Origin of the sequence: Streptomyces sp. NPDC048295, assembly GCF_040652135.1 — a bacterium.
GTDB lineage: Bacteria > Actinomycetota > Actinomycetes > Streptomycetales > Streptomycetaceae > Streptomyces.
Genome location: NZ_JBEZLL010000024.1, coordinates 111,740 through 126,185 on the forward strand (window position 1 = coordinate 111,740; position 14,446 = coordinate 126,185).

12 protein-coding genes are annotated in these 14,446 nt (G+C 71.3%); 7 read left to right on the plus strand and 5 right to left on the minus strand.

Going from position 1 to position 14,446, the window contains the following annotated elements; genetic code table 11:
* Positions 1-105 precede the first annotated feature (105 nt).
* Together AB0D53_RS30180 and eat are read right to left on the minus strand one after the other, a co-directional pair.
* Positions 106-828, minus strand: coding sequence for a gamma-glutamyl-gamma-aminobutyrate hydrolase family protein (locus tag AB0D53_RS30180; protein WP_362452218.1), 723 nt, complete (start codon positions 826-828; stop codon positions 106-108).
* Positions 829-936: 108 nt separating this feature from the next.
* The gene (gene eat / locus AB0D53_RS30185; protein WP_362452219.1) at positions 937-2,397 is read right to left on the minus strand and encodes an ethanolamine permease; all 1,461 of its coding nucleotides are present in this window, start codon (positions 2,395-2,397) and stop codon (positions 937-939) included.
* Between the two features lie 286 nt (positions 2,398-2,683).
* Between eat and AB0D53_RS30190 the strand changes: the two genes are divergently transcribed.
* The 4 genes from AB0D53_RS30190 to AB0D53_RS30205 all read left to right on the plus strand — a co-directional run bounded on the left by AB0D53_RS30190 (position 2,684) and on the right by AB0D53_RS30205 (position 7,666).
* Positions 2,684-4,048: a glutamine synthetase family protein gene (locus AB0D53_RS30190; protein WP_362452220.1), complete on the plus strand. Its 1,365-nt coding sequence runs from the start codon at positions 2,684-2,686 to the stop codon at positions 4,046-4,048.
* A 38-nt stretch (positions 4,049-4,086) separates the two neighbouring features.
* Positions 4,087-5,475 (plus strand): aldehyde dehydrogenase family protein, encoded by a 1,389-nt coding sequence (locus AB0D53_RS30195; RefSeq protein ID WP_362452221.1) that lies wholly within the window; start codon positions 4,087-4,089, stop codon positions 5,473-5,475.
* A gap of 5 nt (positions 5,476-5,480) precedes the next feature.
* Positions 5,481-6,266 carry a 3-oxoacyl-ACP reductase gene (locus tag AB0D53_RS30200; protein WP_362452222.1) on the plus strand — a complete coding sequence of 262 codons (786 nt, stop codon included), beginning with the start codon at positions 5,481-5,483 and terminating at the stop codon, positions 6,264-6,266.
* An 83-nt stretch (positions 6,267-6,349) separates the two neighbouring features.
* Positions 6,350-7,666, plus strand: a complete 1,317-nt coding sequence (locus tag AB0D53_RS30205; protein ID WP_362452224.1) for a haloacid dehalogenase-like hydrolase — start codon at positions 6,350-6,352, stop codon at positions 7,664-7,666.
* A gap of 32 nt (positions 7,667-7,698) precedes the next feature.
* Here AB0D53_RS30205 and AB0D53_RS30210 read toward each other — a convergent pair whose 3' ends face one another.
* Both AB0D53_RS30210 and AB0D53_RS30215 read right to left on the minus strand, forming a co-directional pair.
* A complete protein-coding gene (locus AB0D53_RS30210; RefSeq protein WP_362452226.1) occupies positions 7,699-8,586 on the minus strand; it encodes an alpha/beta hydrolase in 888 nt (295 codons plus the stop codon).
* The gene (locus AB0D53_RS30215; protein ID WP_362452227.1) at positions 8,579-9,175 is read right to left on the minus strand and encodes a WHG domain-containing protein; all 597 of its coding nucleotides are present in this window, start codon (positions 9,173-9,175) and stop codon (positions 8,579-8,581) included. Before AB0D53_RS30215 ends, AB0D53_RS30210 begins: the two co-directional genes overlap by 8 nt.
* A 187-nt stretch (positions 9,176-9,362) precedes the next feature.
* Between AB0D53_RS30215 and gndA the strand changes: the two genes are divergently transcribed.
* From gndA to AB0D53_RS30230, 3 genes are all read left to right on the plus strand, one after another.
* Entirely contained in the window at positions 9,363-10,805 is a 1,443-nt protein-coding gene (gene gndA / locus AB0D53_RS30220) for an NADP-dependent phosphogluconate dehydrogenase (protein WP_362452228.1), read from the plus strand.
* Positions 10,806-10,965: 160 nt separating this feature from the next.
* Positions 10,966-12,039 (plus strand): Dyp-type peroxidase, encoded by a 1,074-nt coding sequence (locus AB0D53_RS30225; RefSeq protein WP_362452229.1) that lies wholly within the window; start codon positions 10,966-10,968, stop codon positions 12,037-12,039.
* On the plus strand, positions 12,039-12,836 hold the full coding sequence (locus tag AB0D53_RS30230; RefSeq protein ID WP_362452231.1) for a family 1 encapsulin nanocompartment shell protein: 798 nt from the start codon (positions 12,039-12,041) through the stop codon (positions 12,834-12,836). The genes AB0D53_RS30225 and AB0D53_RS30230 overlap by 1 nt, the downstream gene beginning before the upstream one ends.
* Here the strand turns inward: AB0D53_RS30230 and AB0D53_RS30235 are convergent.
* A complete protein-coding gene (locus tag AB0D53_RS30235) occupies positions 12,826-14,247 on the minus strand; it encodes a M64 family metallopeptidase (protein WP_362452232.1) in 1,422 nt (473 codons plus the stop codon). The genes AB0D53_RS30230 and AB0D53_RS30235 overlap by 11 nt on opposite strands.
* Between the last annotated feature and the right edge of the window lie 199 nt (positions 14,248-14,446).

The following is a 14,446-nucleotide window of genomic DNA, read 5'->3' on the forward strand; positions in this document are numbered from 1 at the left end:
CTCCCCCACTGACAGTAGGACACGTCGCAAGCGCCCAACTTATGTGCAGACGAAGGCCGATGACAAGAGAGCGCCGGGTCTCCCCCGCACCGGCCCGGCCGGCGGTCACGGTACGGGAGCGCCCGCCCCGGTGACAGCTCGGCGTCGGGCCGCCGCTTCCACGAGAGCGGTCATGACCCGGATGTCCTCACCCGTTTCGGGGTGCCACTGGACCCCCAGCACCAGGCTCTCGTGGCCGGTGAGCTCGATGGCCTCCACGGTGCCGTCTGAGGCGTGCGCGCTTGCCGTGAGGCCGGATCCCAGGCGGTCCACGGCCTGGTGGTGGTAGGTGGGCACCACGGCCGGCTCCCCGACGGCCGCCGCGTACACCGTGCCGGGAACGGGAGTGACGGTGTGTTCGCCGAAGACTCCGGTGCCTCCGGTATGACCGTCCAGGTGCTGGTGCAGGGTGCCGCCGAGAGCGACATTGAGCAGTTGCATGCCCCGGCAGATGCCCAGCAGCGGGACCTGTCGGTCGATCGCCGCCCCGATCAGGGCGAGTTCCCAGGCGTCGCGTGCGCGGGCGGGCGGGCCGGTGCGGGGATCGGGCGTCTCGCCGTAGCGTGCCGGTTCGACGTCGGCGCCACCGGCGATCACCACACCGTCCAGTGCCGCCACGGCCTCCCGGGCCGCGTCGGCGCTGTCGTCGGGGGGCAGCATCACCGCGAGGCCGCCGGACGCCCGCACCAGGCGTGGGTAGGAGGCAGGCAGCAGAACGGCCGGCATTTCCCACACGCCCCACCGGGCCGGTTCCTGATAGGTGCTGATGCCGATGACGGGCCGGGTCATGGAGACCCTCCTCTGGTTCGTTCGCTGCTCGGTCGTGGGTGCGGCCCCTGCCGCGTACGGATGTGGCAGGACGGATACGGAGACAAATCCGCTGCTCCGCAGGCATGTTCAGTCCCGTGACAGCTCGGCCTCGGCCGCCGCGAGGGCGGCGAACTCCTCCTCCGGGGCGCTCGCGACGAGGCGGTGGCGGCTGTAGAACGCGAAGTAGGCCAGCGCCACCACGTACACGCCGAGAGCGATGAACGCCGCGTCGCGGTCCACCAGGAAGGTCGCCACCAGCGCCGAGCATGCCAGTACGAACGCCACGGACGAGGTCAGCGCGCCGCCGGGTGTGCGGTAGGGCCGTTCGAGGTGCGGTTCGCGTCGGCGCAGCACGATGTGCGAGAGCGCCATGAGCGCGTAGCTGATGGTGGCGCCGAAGACGGCGACGTTCAGCATCCGGCCGCCGTTGCCGATCCAGGCGGCGAGCGTGAAACCGATCGCGCCGGGAATCAGCAGACCGAGGTAAGGAGACTTGCGACGGTTGGTCAGCGAGAGGAAGCGCGGCAGGTAGCCGGCCCGGGAGAGCGCGAAGAGCTGCCGGGACCCGGCGAAGATCAGCGAGAAGAACGAGGCCACCAGGCCCGCCAGGCCCGCGTAGTTGACGAAGCGGCTCAGGGCGGTGGGACCGCCCTCGCCCTCCAGCGCGACCACGAGGGGGTTGCCCGCTTCCTGGATGGCCTTCGCGCCGTGGGCCCCGGTGGCGGAGAGGAAGGTGAGCACCGCGAGCCCCACCAGCACGGTCAGCGAGATGGCGAGCGCCTTCGGCATCGACCTGACCGGGTCCTTGGCCTCCTCGGCGGCGAGCGGCACGCCTTCGACGCCCAGGAAGAACCACATGCCGAAGGGGAAGGCGGCCCAGATGCCGAGCAGCCCGAAGGGCAGCCAGGACGAGGAGCCGAACGCGCCGGTGTCCACCGGGATGTCGTCGAGACGCGCCGCGTCGAAATCGGTGAACGCGCCGATGGCGAAGACCAGCAGAGCGGCCACGGCGACGGCGGTCACGATCAGGCTGAACCGCAGCGCCTCACCGACGCCCCAGAGGTGGATGCCGATGAAGACGGCGAAGCAGGCGAGGTGGACGGGCCACCCGGAGGTGAGCCCGAACAGGCCGAGGGATTCGACGTAGTCACCGATGAACAGCGAGATGGCCGCGGGGGCGAGGATGTACTCGATGAGGATGGCCGTACCGGTCAGGAAGCCGCCCCAGGTGCCCAGGGCGCGGCGCGCGAAGCCGTAGCCGCCGCCGGCGGTGGGCAGGATGGCGGAGAGTTCCGCCAGCGCGAAGACCAGGCACGCGTACATCAGCCCCATCAGCACGGTGGCCGCGGCGAGTCCTCCGAAACCTCCCTTGGACAGGCCGATGTTCCAGCCGGAGTAGTCGCCGGAGACGACATAGGCGACACCGAGTCCGGTCAGCAGGAGCCAGCCGGCGCTGCCCCGGCGCAGGGTGCGACGGTGCAGGTACTCGTCCGTGCCGGTCGCCGTGCCGCCGGGCGGGCTGGTGGGGGCATCGGTTCCCTGGGCCATGGGGCACTCCAGTCGTGGGTCGACGGCGCTGCGTCGAGGCGTGGGAGGCGAAGAGGGCTTGCATCAAAGGCTCATCGACTCAAAGGTTCATCGCCACACCTTTGTGGAATGCCAGGGGAAACACAAGAGGCGCGCGTCAAACAGTGGTTACGGATGTACGCCGTGCGTGTGACAACCACACGGGGCGCTCCGCAGGGGCCGATTCGCCGCCACCGGGCGACCCTCTTCCCAAGCAATGGTTCTCTGTCATACCTTATGGACCTCGGTGCACCCAAGGAGGAATCCCGTGGCAGACCGCACACCCCCGCTCGCCGTCGAGGAGCTGCGCTCACTCGTCGCGAGCGGCTCCATCGACACCGTCGTCCTGGCCTTTCCCGATATGCAGGGCCGGCTCCAGGGCAAGCGGTTCGCCGCCGGATTCTTCCTCGACGAGGTTCTGCGGCACGGTACCGAGGGCTGCAACTATCTGCTGGCCGTGGACACCGAGATGAACACCGTCGACGGCTACGCGATGTCCTCCTGGGAGCGCGGCTACGGCGACTTCGCGATGCTCCCGGACCTCTCCACCCTGCGTCTGCTGCCCTGGCACGAGGGCAGCGCGCTGCTCGTCGCGGATCTCGCCTGGAACGACGGCAGTCCGGTCGTCGCCGCACCGCGCCAGGTCCTGCGCCGGCAGCTGGACCGGCTGGCCGGCCTCGGCTACCGGGCACAGGTGGGCACGGAGCTGGAGTTCATCGTCTTCAAGGACAGCTACGAACAGGCCTGGGACCGCGGCTACCGGGGACTGACCCCGGCCAATCAGTACAACATCGACTACTCCATCCTCGGCACCGGCCGCGTCGAACCGCTGCTGCGCCGCATCCGCAACGAGATGCAGGCGGCGGGGCTGACCGTCGAGTCCGCCAAGGGCGAGTGCAATCTCGGCCAGCACGAGATCGCCTTCCGCTACGACGAGGCGCTGATCACCTGCGACCAGCACGCGATCTACAAGACGGGCGCCAAGGAGATCGCCGCACAGGAGGGCGTCTCGCTCACCTTCATGGCCAAGTACGACGAACGCGAGGGCAACTCCTGTCACATCCACCTCTCGCTCACCGACGGCGACGGTGACAACGCGATGGCGGGTGACGGCCCGGACGGCATGTCGGACCTGATGCGGCACTTCCTCGCCGGACAGCTCGCCGCCCTGCGCGACTTCTCGCTGCTGTACGCACCGAACATCAACTCCTACAAGCGGTTCCAGCCCGGTTCCTTCGCACCGACCGCCGTCGCCTGGGGGCACGACAACCGCACCTGCTCGCTGCGTGTGGTCGGTCACAGCCGCTCCCGCCGCTTCGAGAACCGGCTGCCCGGTGGCGACGTCAACCCGTACCTCGCCACCGCCGGACTGGTCGCCGCCGGGCTGTACGGCGTGGAGCACGAACTGGCGCTGCCGGAGGTCTGCACGGGCAACGCCTACACCTCCGAGTACGAACAGGTTCCGACCACCCTGCGCGAGGCCGCCGATCTGTGGGAGGCCAGCCCCATCGCCAAGGAGGCGTTCGGCGAGGAGGTCGTCGCGCACTATCTGAACATGGCGCGTGTCGAACTCGCCGCCTACGACGCCGCCGTGACCGACTGGGAGCTGCGCCGCTCCTTCGAGCGCCTGTGACCTCCGCCCCGTCCCTCACCCCCGATCGAGGCCCGTACGTGTCCCCACAGTCCGCACCGCACAGCCTGGACATCCTGAACCCGGCCACCGCCGAGGTCATCGCCACCGTCCCGGCCGCCACCGCCGCCGACGTCGACGCGGCCGTCGCCCGCGCCGCCACCGCCCAGCGTGTCTGGGCCTCGGCGGCACCCGCCGACCGTGCCCGGCTGCTGCGCCGGTTCGCCGCCGTCGTCGACGAACACATCGAGGAGCTCGCCCTCTGCGAGGTCCGCGAGGCCGGTCACACCATCGGCAACGCCCGCTGGGAGGCGGGCAATGTGCGCGACCTCCTCGACTACTGCGCGGGCGGTGTCGAACGCCTGCTGGGCCGTCAGATCCCGGTCGCCGGCGGCATCGACTTCACCGTCCTGGAGCCGCTCGGCGTCATCGGTGTCATCGCCCCCTGGAACTTCCCGATGCCGATCGCCGCCTGGGGTACGGCCCCGGCACTCGCCGCCGGCAACGCCGTCCTGCTCAAGCCCGCCGAGACCACACCGCTGACCGCGCTGCGCCTGGCGGAGCTGGCCCTGGAGGCCGGGCTGCCCGCCGGGCTGTTCCAGGTGCTGCCGGGCGAGGGTCCGGTGGCCGGCGCCGCCCTGGTGGACCACCCCGGTGTCGCCAAGATCGTCTTCACCGGATCCACCCGGACCGGCAAGCACATCATGACCCGCTGCGCCGATCGCGTGAAGCGCCTCACCCTGGAACTCGGCGGCAAGAGCCCGAACGTGGTCTTCGCCGACGCCGACCTGGAGGCCGCGGCAGCCGCCGCCCCGATGTCCTTCCTGGACAACGCCGGCCAGGACTGCTGCGCCCGGACCCGCATCCTGGTCGAACGCACGGTCCACGACCGCTTCCTCGACCTGCTGGCACCGGCGGTCGCCGCCGTGGTGGTCGGTGACCCGTCGGACGAGAAGACCCGGATGGGGCCGCTGATCTCGGCCGTGCAGAAGGAGCGCGTGAGCGGGTTCGTGGACACGCTGCCCGACGGCGTACGGACGATCCTCGGCTCGGCGCCCGACGGCCCGGGGTTCTGGTACCCGCCGACCGTCCTCGCCGGGGTGTCGCCGGACGCCCCGGTCGCCGTCGACGAGGTCTTCGGACCGGTCGCGGTGGTGCTGCCCTTCGACGACGAGGCGGACGCCGTACGGCTGGCCAACGCGACGGAGTACGGCCTGGCCGGGTCGATCTGGACCCGGGACGTGGCCCGTGCCCTGCGGGTCGGCCAGGGTCTGCGGGCCGGAAACCTCTCGGTCAACTCGCATTCCAGCGTCCGCTACGCCACCCCTTTCGGCGGCTACAAACAGTCCGGACTGGGCCGCGAACTCGGCCCCGACGCACTCGCCGCCTTCACCGAAACCAAGAACGTCTTCATCAGCACGGAGGCCTGAGCACCATGACCGACACCACCGCAGTCTGCCGCCGCCTGGTCGGCCGCACAGCCGTAGTCACCGGAGCCGGCAGCGGCATCGGGCTGGCCACCGTCCGGCGCCTGGCCGCCGAGGGCGCGCACGTCGTCTGCGCCGATGTCGACGAGGCGAGCGGAAAGGCCGCCGCCCAGGAGGTCGACGGACTCTTCGTACGTACCGACGTCACGGACGCCGAGCAGGTGGAGGCCCTGTTCAAGGCCGCGTTCGACACGTACGGCTCGGTCGACATCGCCTTCAACAACGCGGGGATCTCGCCGCCGGAGGACGACTCCATCCTGGAGACCGGCCTCGACGCCTGGCGCCGGGTGCAGGAGGTCAACCTCACCTCCGTCTATCTGTGCTGCAAGGCAGCCATCCCCTACATGCGCCGTCAGGGCAGGGGCTCCATCATCAACACGGCCTCGTTCGTGGCCCGGATGGGCGCCGCCACCTCGCAGATCTCCTACACCGCATCCAAGGGCGGCGTGCTGGCCATGTCGCGCGAACTGGGTGTGCAGTTCGCGCGGGAAGGCATCCGGGTCAACGCGCTCTGCCCCGGCCCGGTCAACACCCCGCTGCTCCAGGAGCTGTTCGCCAAGGACCCGGAGCGGGCCGCGCGCAGGCTGGTGCACATCCCGGCGGGCCGGTTCGCCGAGCCCACCGAGATGGCCGCCGCCGTGGCCTTCCTGGCCAGCGACGACTCCTCCTTCGTCAACGCCACCGACTTCCTGGTCGACGGCGGGCTCACCGGCGCCTACGTCACACCGCTCTAGACCGTGTGCGGACGCGGGACGGGACCGCAGTGCGTCCCGTCCCGCGTCCGCGGCGACCGCCCACACCACAGGAGTGTCCTCGCGTGCCCGTACTCCGTCCCGCACTCCGGTCCGCCGCCCGGCCGGCCGTCATCGCACTCGCGCTCGCGGCGGCACTGGCCGGCACCGTCACCGCACCCGCCCGGGCCCACGACCGCGCCGCTCCCGGCCGCTCCTGTCCGCGGCTGACCGTGTCCGCCGGCTGGTACGGGGCCAACCGGTCCCGTGTCCAGGGGCTCATCGACCGGTACGGAAGCTGCGCACCGCACCACCGCGACGGCCGTGCCGCGCCGGTGGCGGTCTTCGACTGGGACAACACCGTCATCAAGAACGACATCGGTGACGCCACGATGTTCTGGCTGCTGCGCAAGTCCCGGATCCGTGGGCCCGAGCACGGGGACTGGCACACCACCAGCCGCTATCTCACCGACGCGGCGGCCAGGTCGCTGCGCGCCGCCTGCCCGGACGGCACCGGCCGCGACCGCACCCTGCCGACCGCGACCGACACGGCCTGCGCCGACGAGATCCTCTCGGTCTACAGCGAGGCCACCACCACCTCGGGGCAGGACGCCTTCGCCGGCCACGACCGGCGCACGCTGGAGCCGTCGTACGCCTGGCTGGCGCAGCTGACCCACGGTTGGACGCCGGTACAGGTGCGTTCCTTCGCCGCCGCGGCCCGCGCCGAGAACCTGGCCGCCCCCGTGGGCGCCACCCAGAAGGTCGGCAGCACCCAGGACGCCACCGGCTACGTCCGCTACTACGACCAGCAGCGCGACCTGATCCGCACGCTGCGCCGCGCCGGGTTCGACGTGTGGATCGTCTCCGCCTCGCCGCAGCCCGTGGTCGACGTCTGGGCCAGGGGTGTGGACGTCCCGCCCGGGAACGTGATCGGGATCCGGTCCACCACCGAGCGGGGCCGCTACACCTCGCACCTGAGCTCCTGCGGTACCGGACGTCCCGGCGACGACTCGCAGATCACCTACATCGACGGCAAGCGCTGCTGGATCAACAAGGAGATCTTCGGCGTGCGCGGCGCCGCCGCCTCCCGGGTGCAGGCCCCGGCGAAGCGGCCGGTGTTCGCCGCCGGGGACTCCGACACGGATGTGTCGATGCTCCGTGACGCGACCGGGCTGCGGCTGGCCCTGAACCGCAACAAGCCCGAGCTGATGTGCCGTTCCTACGACGACGCGGACGGCAAGTGGCTGGTCAACCCCATGTTCATCGGGCCGAAGGGCCGGATGGACGGTGTGTATCCGTGCGCCAGTACCGGATACACCGCCTCGGACGGGACCTCGCGGCCGGTACGCCGCGGCGACGGCAGTGTGATCCCCGATCAGAAAGACACCGCGTTCGCGGGCTGACGTGAGGACAGCCATGGGCCGTCCTGCGGGGCTCAGCCCAGCGGTCCCCGGAGCGTCCGGTCGAGCAGGACCGCCCGCAGCCGCTCGGCGAACGCGTCGGGGTCCTCGGTGCAACCGGTGTGGCCACCGGGGAACTCCACGAGTCCGGCGCCCACTTCGTTCGCCAGCCGGGCCCCCGGAAGCGCCGTGAGCAGGGTTCGCGAGTCCTGCCCGACGCCGATGACCAGCCGCCCCGCGCCACGACGCAGTGCCGCCGGGTCCGGCGCGTAACCGCTGAACGAGCACAGCACATGCTCCAGGAACACCGGAAGGTTGTCCCGCATCCGCCGGAACGCCTCGGCCTCCCGCGCGGACGGTTCGGGCGCGGCCCTTCGCTCTCCCCCGGCCGGCGGCTCCGCCTCCGGATCCGTCAGGCCCTCGGCCATGGTGGTCATCGCCGCGCCCACCCCGCCCTCGCGGAAGGATTCGCGTACCGCGGCGAAGAGCTTGCGTCCCCGTTCCGGATCGGGCATCAGCTCCACCAACGGCGGTTCATGCGCGACGACTCGATGCAGCCGCTCCGGGTGGCGGGCGAGCAGGTCCAGGGCGACGATCGCGCTCGAACTGGAGCCGAAGACGCACACCGGCCCGCCGTCCGGCGCCAGCAGTTCGATCAGCCGGTGGGCGTCCTCGCCGTGCACCGCCACCCGCTGGTCGCCCGGCGCACCGTCGAGAACGCTGCGCGAGTAGCCGCGCGGGTCGAAGGCCGCGACCCGCCAGCTGTCGGCCAGCCGCTCCGCCATCCGGTCGTAGAGCCCCGCGTCGGCGCTCCCGCCGGGCATCATCAGCAGCAGCGGGCCCTCGCCGCGCACTTCGTAGTACAGCGTCGCACCGGGCACCTTCAGTTGTCCGGTGCGCTCCGGCACCGCACGGTCAGCCATGCTCCGTCTCCCTCTCGTCCGTCGCGGACGGCCAGTGCTCCAGCAGGAAGTGCAAAGCCTCGACGGACCGCTCCCAGGACCTCTGCACATCGCGCGGCGCGCCGAAGCCGCCGCTCGCCTCCAGGGCGCAGTAGCCGTGGAAGGTGCTGCGCAACAGCCGTACCGCGTCCGTGAGATCGGGTTCGGACAGGCCATAGGCCCGCAGCATCGCGCCCGTGGTCTCGATGGTGCGGTGGTACGCGGACGACTCGGCGACGACTTCGGGCTCGACCCGCATCTGCGTCGCCTCGTACCGTCCGGGCCTCTCCAGGGCGAAGGCCCGGTAGGCGTCGGCGAACGCAACCAGGGCGTCCTTCCCCGCCCGGCCGGCCACGGCGGCGGCGATCCGGTCGATGAACTCACCGGCGGCCAGCAGCGCGACCCGGGTCCGCAGATCGTGCAGATTCCTGACGTGCGAATACAGGCTGGCGTCCTTGACTCCGAAGCCGCGGGCCAGTGCGGAGATCGTGACCTTGTCGAAGCCGATGGAGTCGGCGAGATCGGCCGCCGCCTCCACCACGCGTTCGGTCGTGAGACCCGCGCGAACCATCCGCCACCTCCGTCGAAGCGCCTAGGCTCCCTAGGCAGTTGCCTAATATACACAGGAAACCCGTACGGACGATGCAGAGCGGGCCGTTCCGGCGCCTCGTATCCATACTGAAGATCCCGGCATTGCCGAAGATCCCGGCGTCCCCGGACCCGCCGGGCATCCCCGAGACAGATTGCAGAGCACACACATGAGCGGCACCGCGCAGATCGGCGTCACAGGGCTCGCGGTCATGGGCCGCAACCTCGCCCGCAACTTCGCCCGCAACGGATTCACGGTCGCGGTGCACAACCGGACGACCGCCAGAACCGACGCCCTGGTGAAGGAGTTCGGCGACGAGGGCTCCTTCGTCGCCGCGCGCACGCCGCAGGAGTTCGTCGCGGCGCTGGAGCGCCCGCGCAGGCTCGTCATCATGGTGAAGGCGGGCGATCCCACCGATGCCGTGATCCAGGAGTTCGCCCCTCTCCTGGAAGAGGGCGATGTCGTCATCGACGGTGGCAACGCGCACTTCGAGGACACCCGCCGGCGGGAGAAGGACCTGCGCGAGCGCGGGATCCACTTCGTCGGCGTCGGCATCTCGGGCGGCGAGGAGGGCGCGCTGAACGGGCCCAGCATCATGCCGGGCGGTTCGGTCGAGTCGTACGAGTCGCTGGGGCCGCTGCTGGAGAAGATCGCCGCCAAGGCCAAGGACGGCACCCCGTGCACCACCCACATCGGTCCCGACGGGGCCGGGCACTTCGTGAAGATGGTCCACAACGGCATCGAGTACGCGGACATGCAGCTGATCGCGGAGGCGTACGACCTGCTGCGCGCCGTGGCCGGCTACTCCCCCGCGAAGATCGCCGAGACCTTCCGCGGCTGGAACACCGGCCGCCTCGACTCGTATCTGATCGAGATCACGGCCGAGGTCCTCGCCCACACCGACGCGGCCACCGGAAAGCCCTTCGTGGACATCGTGCAGGACCGGGCCGAGCAGAAGGGCACGGGCCGGTGGACGGTGCAGATCGCCCTGGACCTGGGGGTGCCCGTCTCGGGGATCGCGGAGGCCGTCTTCGCCCGTTCGCTGTCCGGGCACGCGGATCTGCGCGAGGCCGCACGGGAGCTGCCGGGGCCGTCGGCCTCCCCGCTCGGGGAGGAGGCGGCCGCGGCCTTCGCCGACCGGGTGGAGCAGGCCCTGTACGCCTCCAAGATCGTCTCGTACACGCAGGGCTTCCATCAGATCCGGGCCGGCAGCGAGGTGTACGGCTGGGACATCGACCTCGGCGCGGTGGCGGCGATCTGGCGGGCCGGGTGCATCATCCGGGCCGCGTTCCTGGACCGGATCCGGGCCGCCTACGACACCCGCCCCGACCTGCTGAGCCTGCTGTCGGACCAGAAGTTCGCCGAGGAGATCGGCGCGGCCCAGGACGACTGGCGCGCGGTGGTCGCCGAGGCGGTGCGGCAGGGTGTGCCGACGCCGGGATTCGCCGCCGCACTCGCGTACTACGACGGCCTGCGCGCCGACCGGCTGCCCGCGGCACTCACCCAGGGCCAGCGCGACTTCTTCGGCGCGCACACCTACCGCCGCACCGACCGCGAGGGCTCCTTCCACACCCTCTGGGGCGGCGACCGGTCGGAAGTCACCGCGGGCTGACACGGGGCGGTACGGACCGGGGGCCGTCGTCGGGCTCGCCCGGCCGGGTGCCCCGGGGTGCGGGGGCGCCCCGGCTGTGCGTAAGTAGCAGCGAGCCCCCTTTCCGCCCACCGCACGAGCCCGTTGCCGTTCCCCTCCGTCCGCCCCAGGGAGCCCCCGTATGCCCGACACCGCCCCGGAGTCTGTCGCGGTCCAGCCGGTCGTCGCACCACTCACCGGCGCCGCACTGATCCTGGTCGCCACGATCGAGCCCGGTGGCGAGCCCGCCGTGCGCGAGGTGCTGCCGGACCTCGCGGCCTTCGCCCGCTCCATCGACTTCCGGTACCCCGGGGCCGGGCTGGCCTGTGTGACCGGTTTCGGGTCCGGGGCCTGGGACCGGCTGTTCGCCGGACCGCGCCCGGCACAATTGCATCCGTTCCAGGAACTGCACGGCGCCCGGCACCATGCGCCCGCCACCCCGGGGGATCTGCTGTTCCACATCCGGGCCGAGCGGATGGACGTGTGCTTCGCCTGGGCGACCCGGCTGCTCGACCGGCTCGGCGGTGCGGTGACGGTCGTCGACGAGACGCAGGGGTTCCGCTACTTCGACCACCGGGATCTGCTCGGCTTCGTCGACGGCACGGAGAACCCGGTGGGGGCGGACGCGCGCGCGGCGGCCCTGGTCGGCGCCGAGGATCCGCCGTTCGCGGGCGGCAGTTACGTCGTCGTGCAGAAGTACCTCCACGACCTCGCGTCCTGGACCGCGCTGAGCACCGAGGAGCAGGAGCGGGTCATCGGCCGTACGAAGCTGGACGACATCGAATTCGCCGACGACGTCAAACCCGCCGACTCGCACATCGCACTCAACACGATCACCGACCCGGACGGCACGGAGCGCGACATCCTGCGCGCCAACATGCCGTTCGGCAGCTTCGGGGAGGGCGAGTTCGGCACGTACTTCATCGGATACGCCGCCGATCCGGGGGTGACCGAACAGATGCTCCGCAACATGTTCCTCGGCAGTGCGCCCGCCACGCACGACCGCATCCTCGACTTCTCGACCGCGGTCACCGGCACCCTCTTCTACGCCCCCAGCGCCGACTTCCTCGACGCCCCGCCGCCCTCGCCCTCGTCGGCCGGGACCGACGCCCTGCCGGAGCCCGCGTCCGCGCCGGCACCGGCGGCGGCCCCGGCCCCGGCCGGTCCGGCCGACGGTTCGCTGCACATCGGCAGCCTGCAAGAAAGCGCCCAGTGATGAACAATCTCCACCGCGAACTCGCCCCTGTCACGGAAGCCGCCTGGGACCAGATCGAAGAAGAGGCCCGGCGCACCTTCAGCCGCCATGTGGCGGGCCGCCGTGTCGTCGATGTCACCGGCCCGGACGGTCCCGGGCTGGCGTCCATCGGCGACGGCCATCTGCGCGACATCGACCCGCCCGCGCCGGACGTCATCGCCAGGGCCCGCACATCGGTGCCGGTCATCGAGTGGCGGGTGCCGTTCACGGTGACCCGGTCGGCCGTGGACGACGTCGAGCGCGGCTCGGACGACAGCGACTGGCAGCCCGTCAAGGACGCCGCCCGCACCTGTGCGTTCGCGGAGGACATGGCGATCATCGACGGGTACGCCTCGGCCGGGATCTCCGGGCTCCGGGACGGTTCCTCGCACTCGCCACTGACCCTGCCCGCGGACGCCCGCGACTACCCGGCCACCGTCAGCCAGGCGCTGACCCGGCTGCGGCTGGCCGGGGTCGACGGCCCGTACCGGCTGCTGCTCGGTGCCGATGCCTTCACCGAGGCCACCGAGACCTCGGACCACGGGTACCCGGTGGCCACCCATCTGGCCCGGCTGCTCGACGACCAGATCCTGTGGGCGCCCGCCGTCAGGGGCGGTGTGCTGATGTCCACCCGTGGCGGCGACTTCGAACTGCGCCTCGGCCAGGACCTCTCCATCGGCTATCAGGACCACGACGCGACCAGCATCCGGCTCTACTTCCATCAGGCGTTCACGTTCCGGATGCTGACGCCCGAGGCCGTGGTCCCGATCATCGCCTGAGGTGTGGCCCCCGGTGCCCGGTCGCCCTGACGCTCCAGCTCAGGGTGTCGGTGGCCAGGGCGCGGACGGCGGGGTCGCGGATGGCGCCCGTGCGGTCGACGGCCTCGGCGGTCACCTTGTGGCCGCGACCGTCCGCGCGGACGCCGAGCGACGCGGGGGTGACCGAGGTACGTCCCCGGGCGGAGACCTTCTCGACACCGTCCACGTACCAGCGCAGATCGATCCGGGCGAGTCCGGTGGCGGCGCCCGGCCGGTGGGCCATGGCCCCGGCGGTCCGGAGGTCCGCCAGGTCCACGGTGATGCGCCGGCCCGGTCCGACGGCGGTGCCGGTGTCGACGGTGCTGCTCAGCGCGTTGCCCGCACGGTAGAACCCGGCGATCATCGCCTCGCGCCCCGGCAGGTTGAACTCGGTGTTGCTCAGCTCCCGCATGATCGATGACGCGGTGGGTCGGTAGAGCCCGAGCGGGTAGTAGGCACTGCCCTCGTAGGTGCCGACCGTGCCGCCCGCCGGGTCGGTCAGGCCCAGCCAGCGGTACCACTTGGCCCGCTTCTCGGTGAGCTGGGCGGGTGTGTAGGTGGTGGAGTTGATCCCGCCCGGCTCGCCACCGGTCCAGGTCCCGTACTCGGCGTAGGTGTACTCGTCGTCCAGCAGACCCACCGAGTGCCCTATCTCGTGGGCGGCGATCAGGCTGGACGAGGGGTGGTCGGAGGAGAGGGTGGAGACCCCGTTGAAGGGGTACCCCTCGGCCTGGAGTCCGGAGTAGCCGGCGCCGCCGTACTTGGTGGAGTTGGCGACGACGACCACCAGGTCGGCCGCCGGGGCCTTGGCGGCGTACGCGGCCACCTTGTCGATGTCCGCGCAGATCAGCCGCTCGATGTCGGAGCACCAGAAGTAGCTGCCGAGCGCGGTGTCCCTGACGGTGCCCGCACCGGGGTCGCCGCTGATGCCGGACTCGTTGGAGACCGCGTCGACGGTCCACACATTGAACAGGCCCTGGTAGCTCTTGTAGGGCTCCAGAGCGGTGATGTCGGCCCACTTGGCGGTGGCGTCCGCGTGGAAGTCGTCCTGCTGGTCCGCCGTGTAGCCGTCGCCGATGATCACCACGTCCAGGCGGTCGTCGGAGGGACCGGTCACCGCCTGCTCGCCCACCGTGCCGTCGACGGCGGCCTCGGCCGCGCTCAGCCTGGCGGCGGCGCCGCCCTTGCGCGCCGGGGTCTCGGCCGGGACCTCGGCGGTCCTCCCCGGGCCGCCGGGGTCGGGGAAGTACTCGACCGCGATGTTGCGGCCGCCGCCGGAACCGGTGGGGGCGGCCGAGGCCGGTGCGGTGGCGGCGGTCGCCGCCAGGAGACCGGCGAGGACGAGCCCCGCCGCGGCTCCTGCCGTGCGGCGCGCGCGCGAGCGTATGCGCATGGACGAACTCCTTCAGTTCCGGGGGACTTCTGCGGGAATCCCTGGGCACGACCCTTGCGTAACCCGTGGGTTAAGCCGACTTAATGCGATGCTTAACCTAGGGGTGTCCGCACCCCTGAACAAGGCCCGGACGCCGGGTGGCCGAGGTTCGTATCCGGGCATTTACGATGCATGGACCGCATTTCGAAGCGGGGCGAGG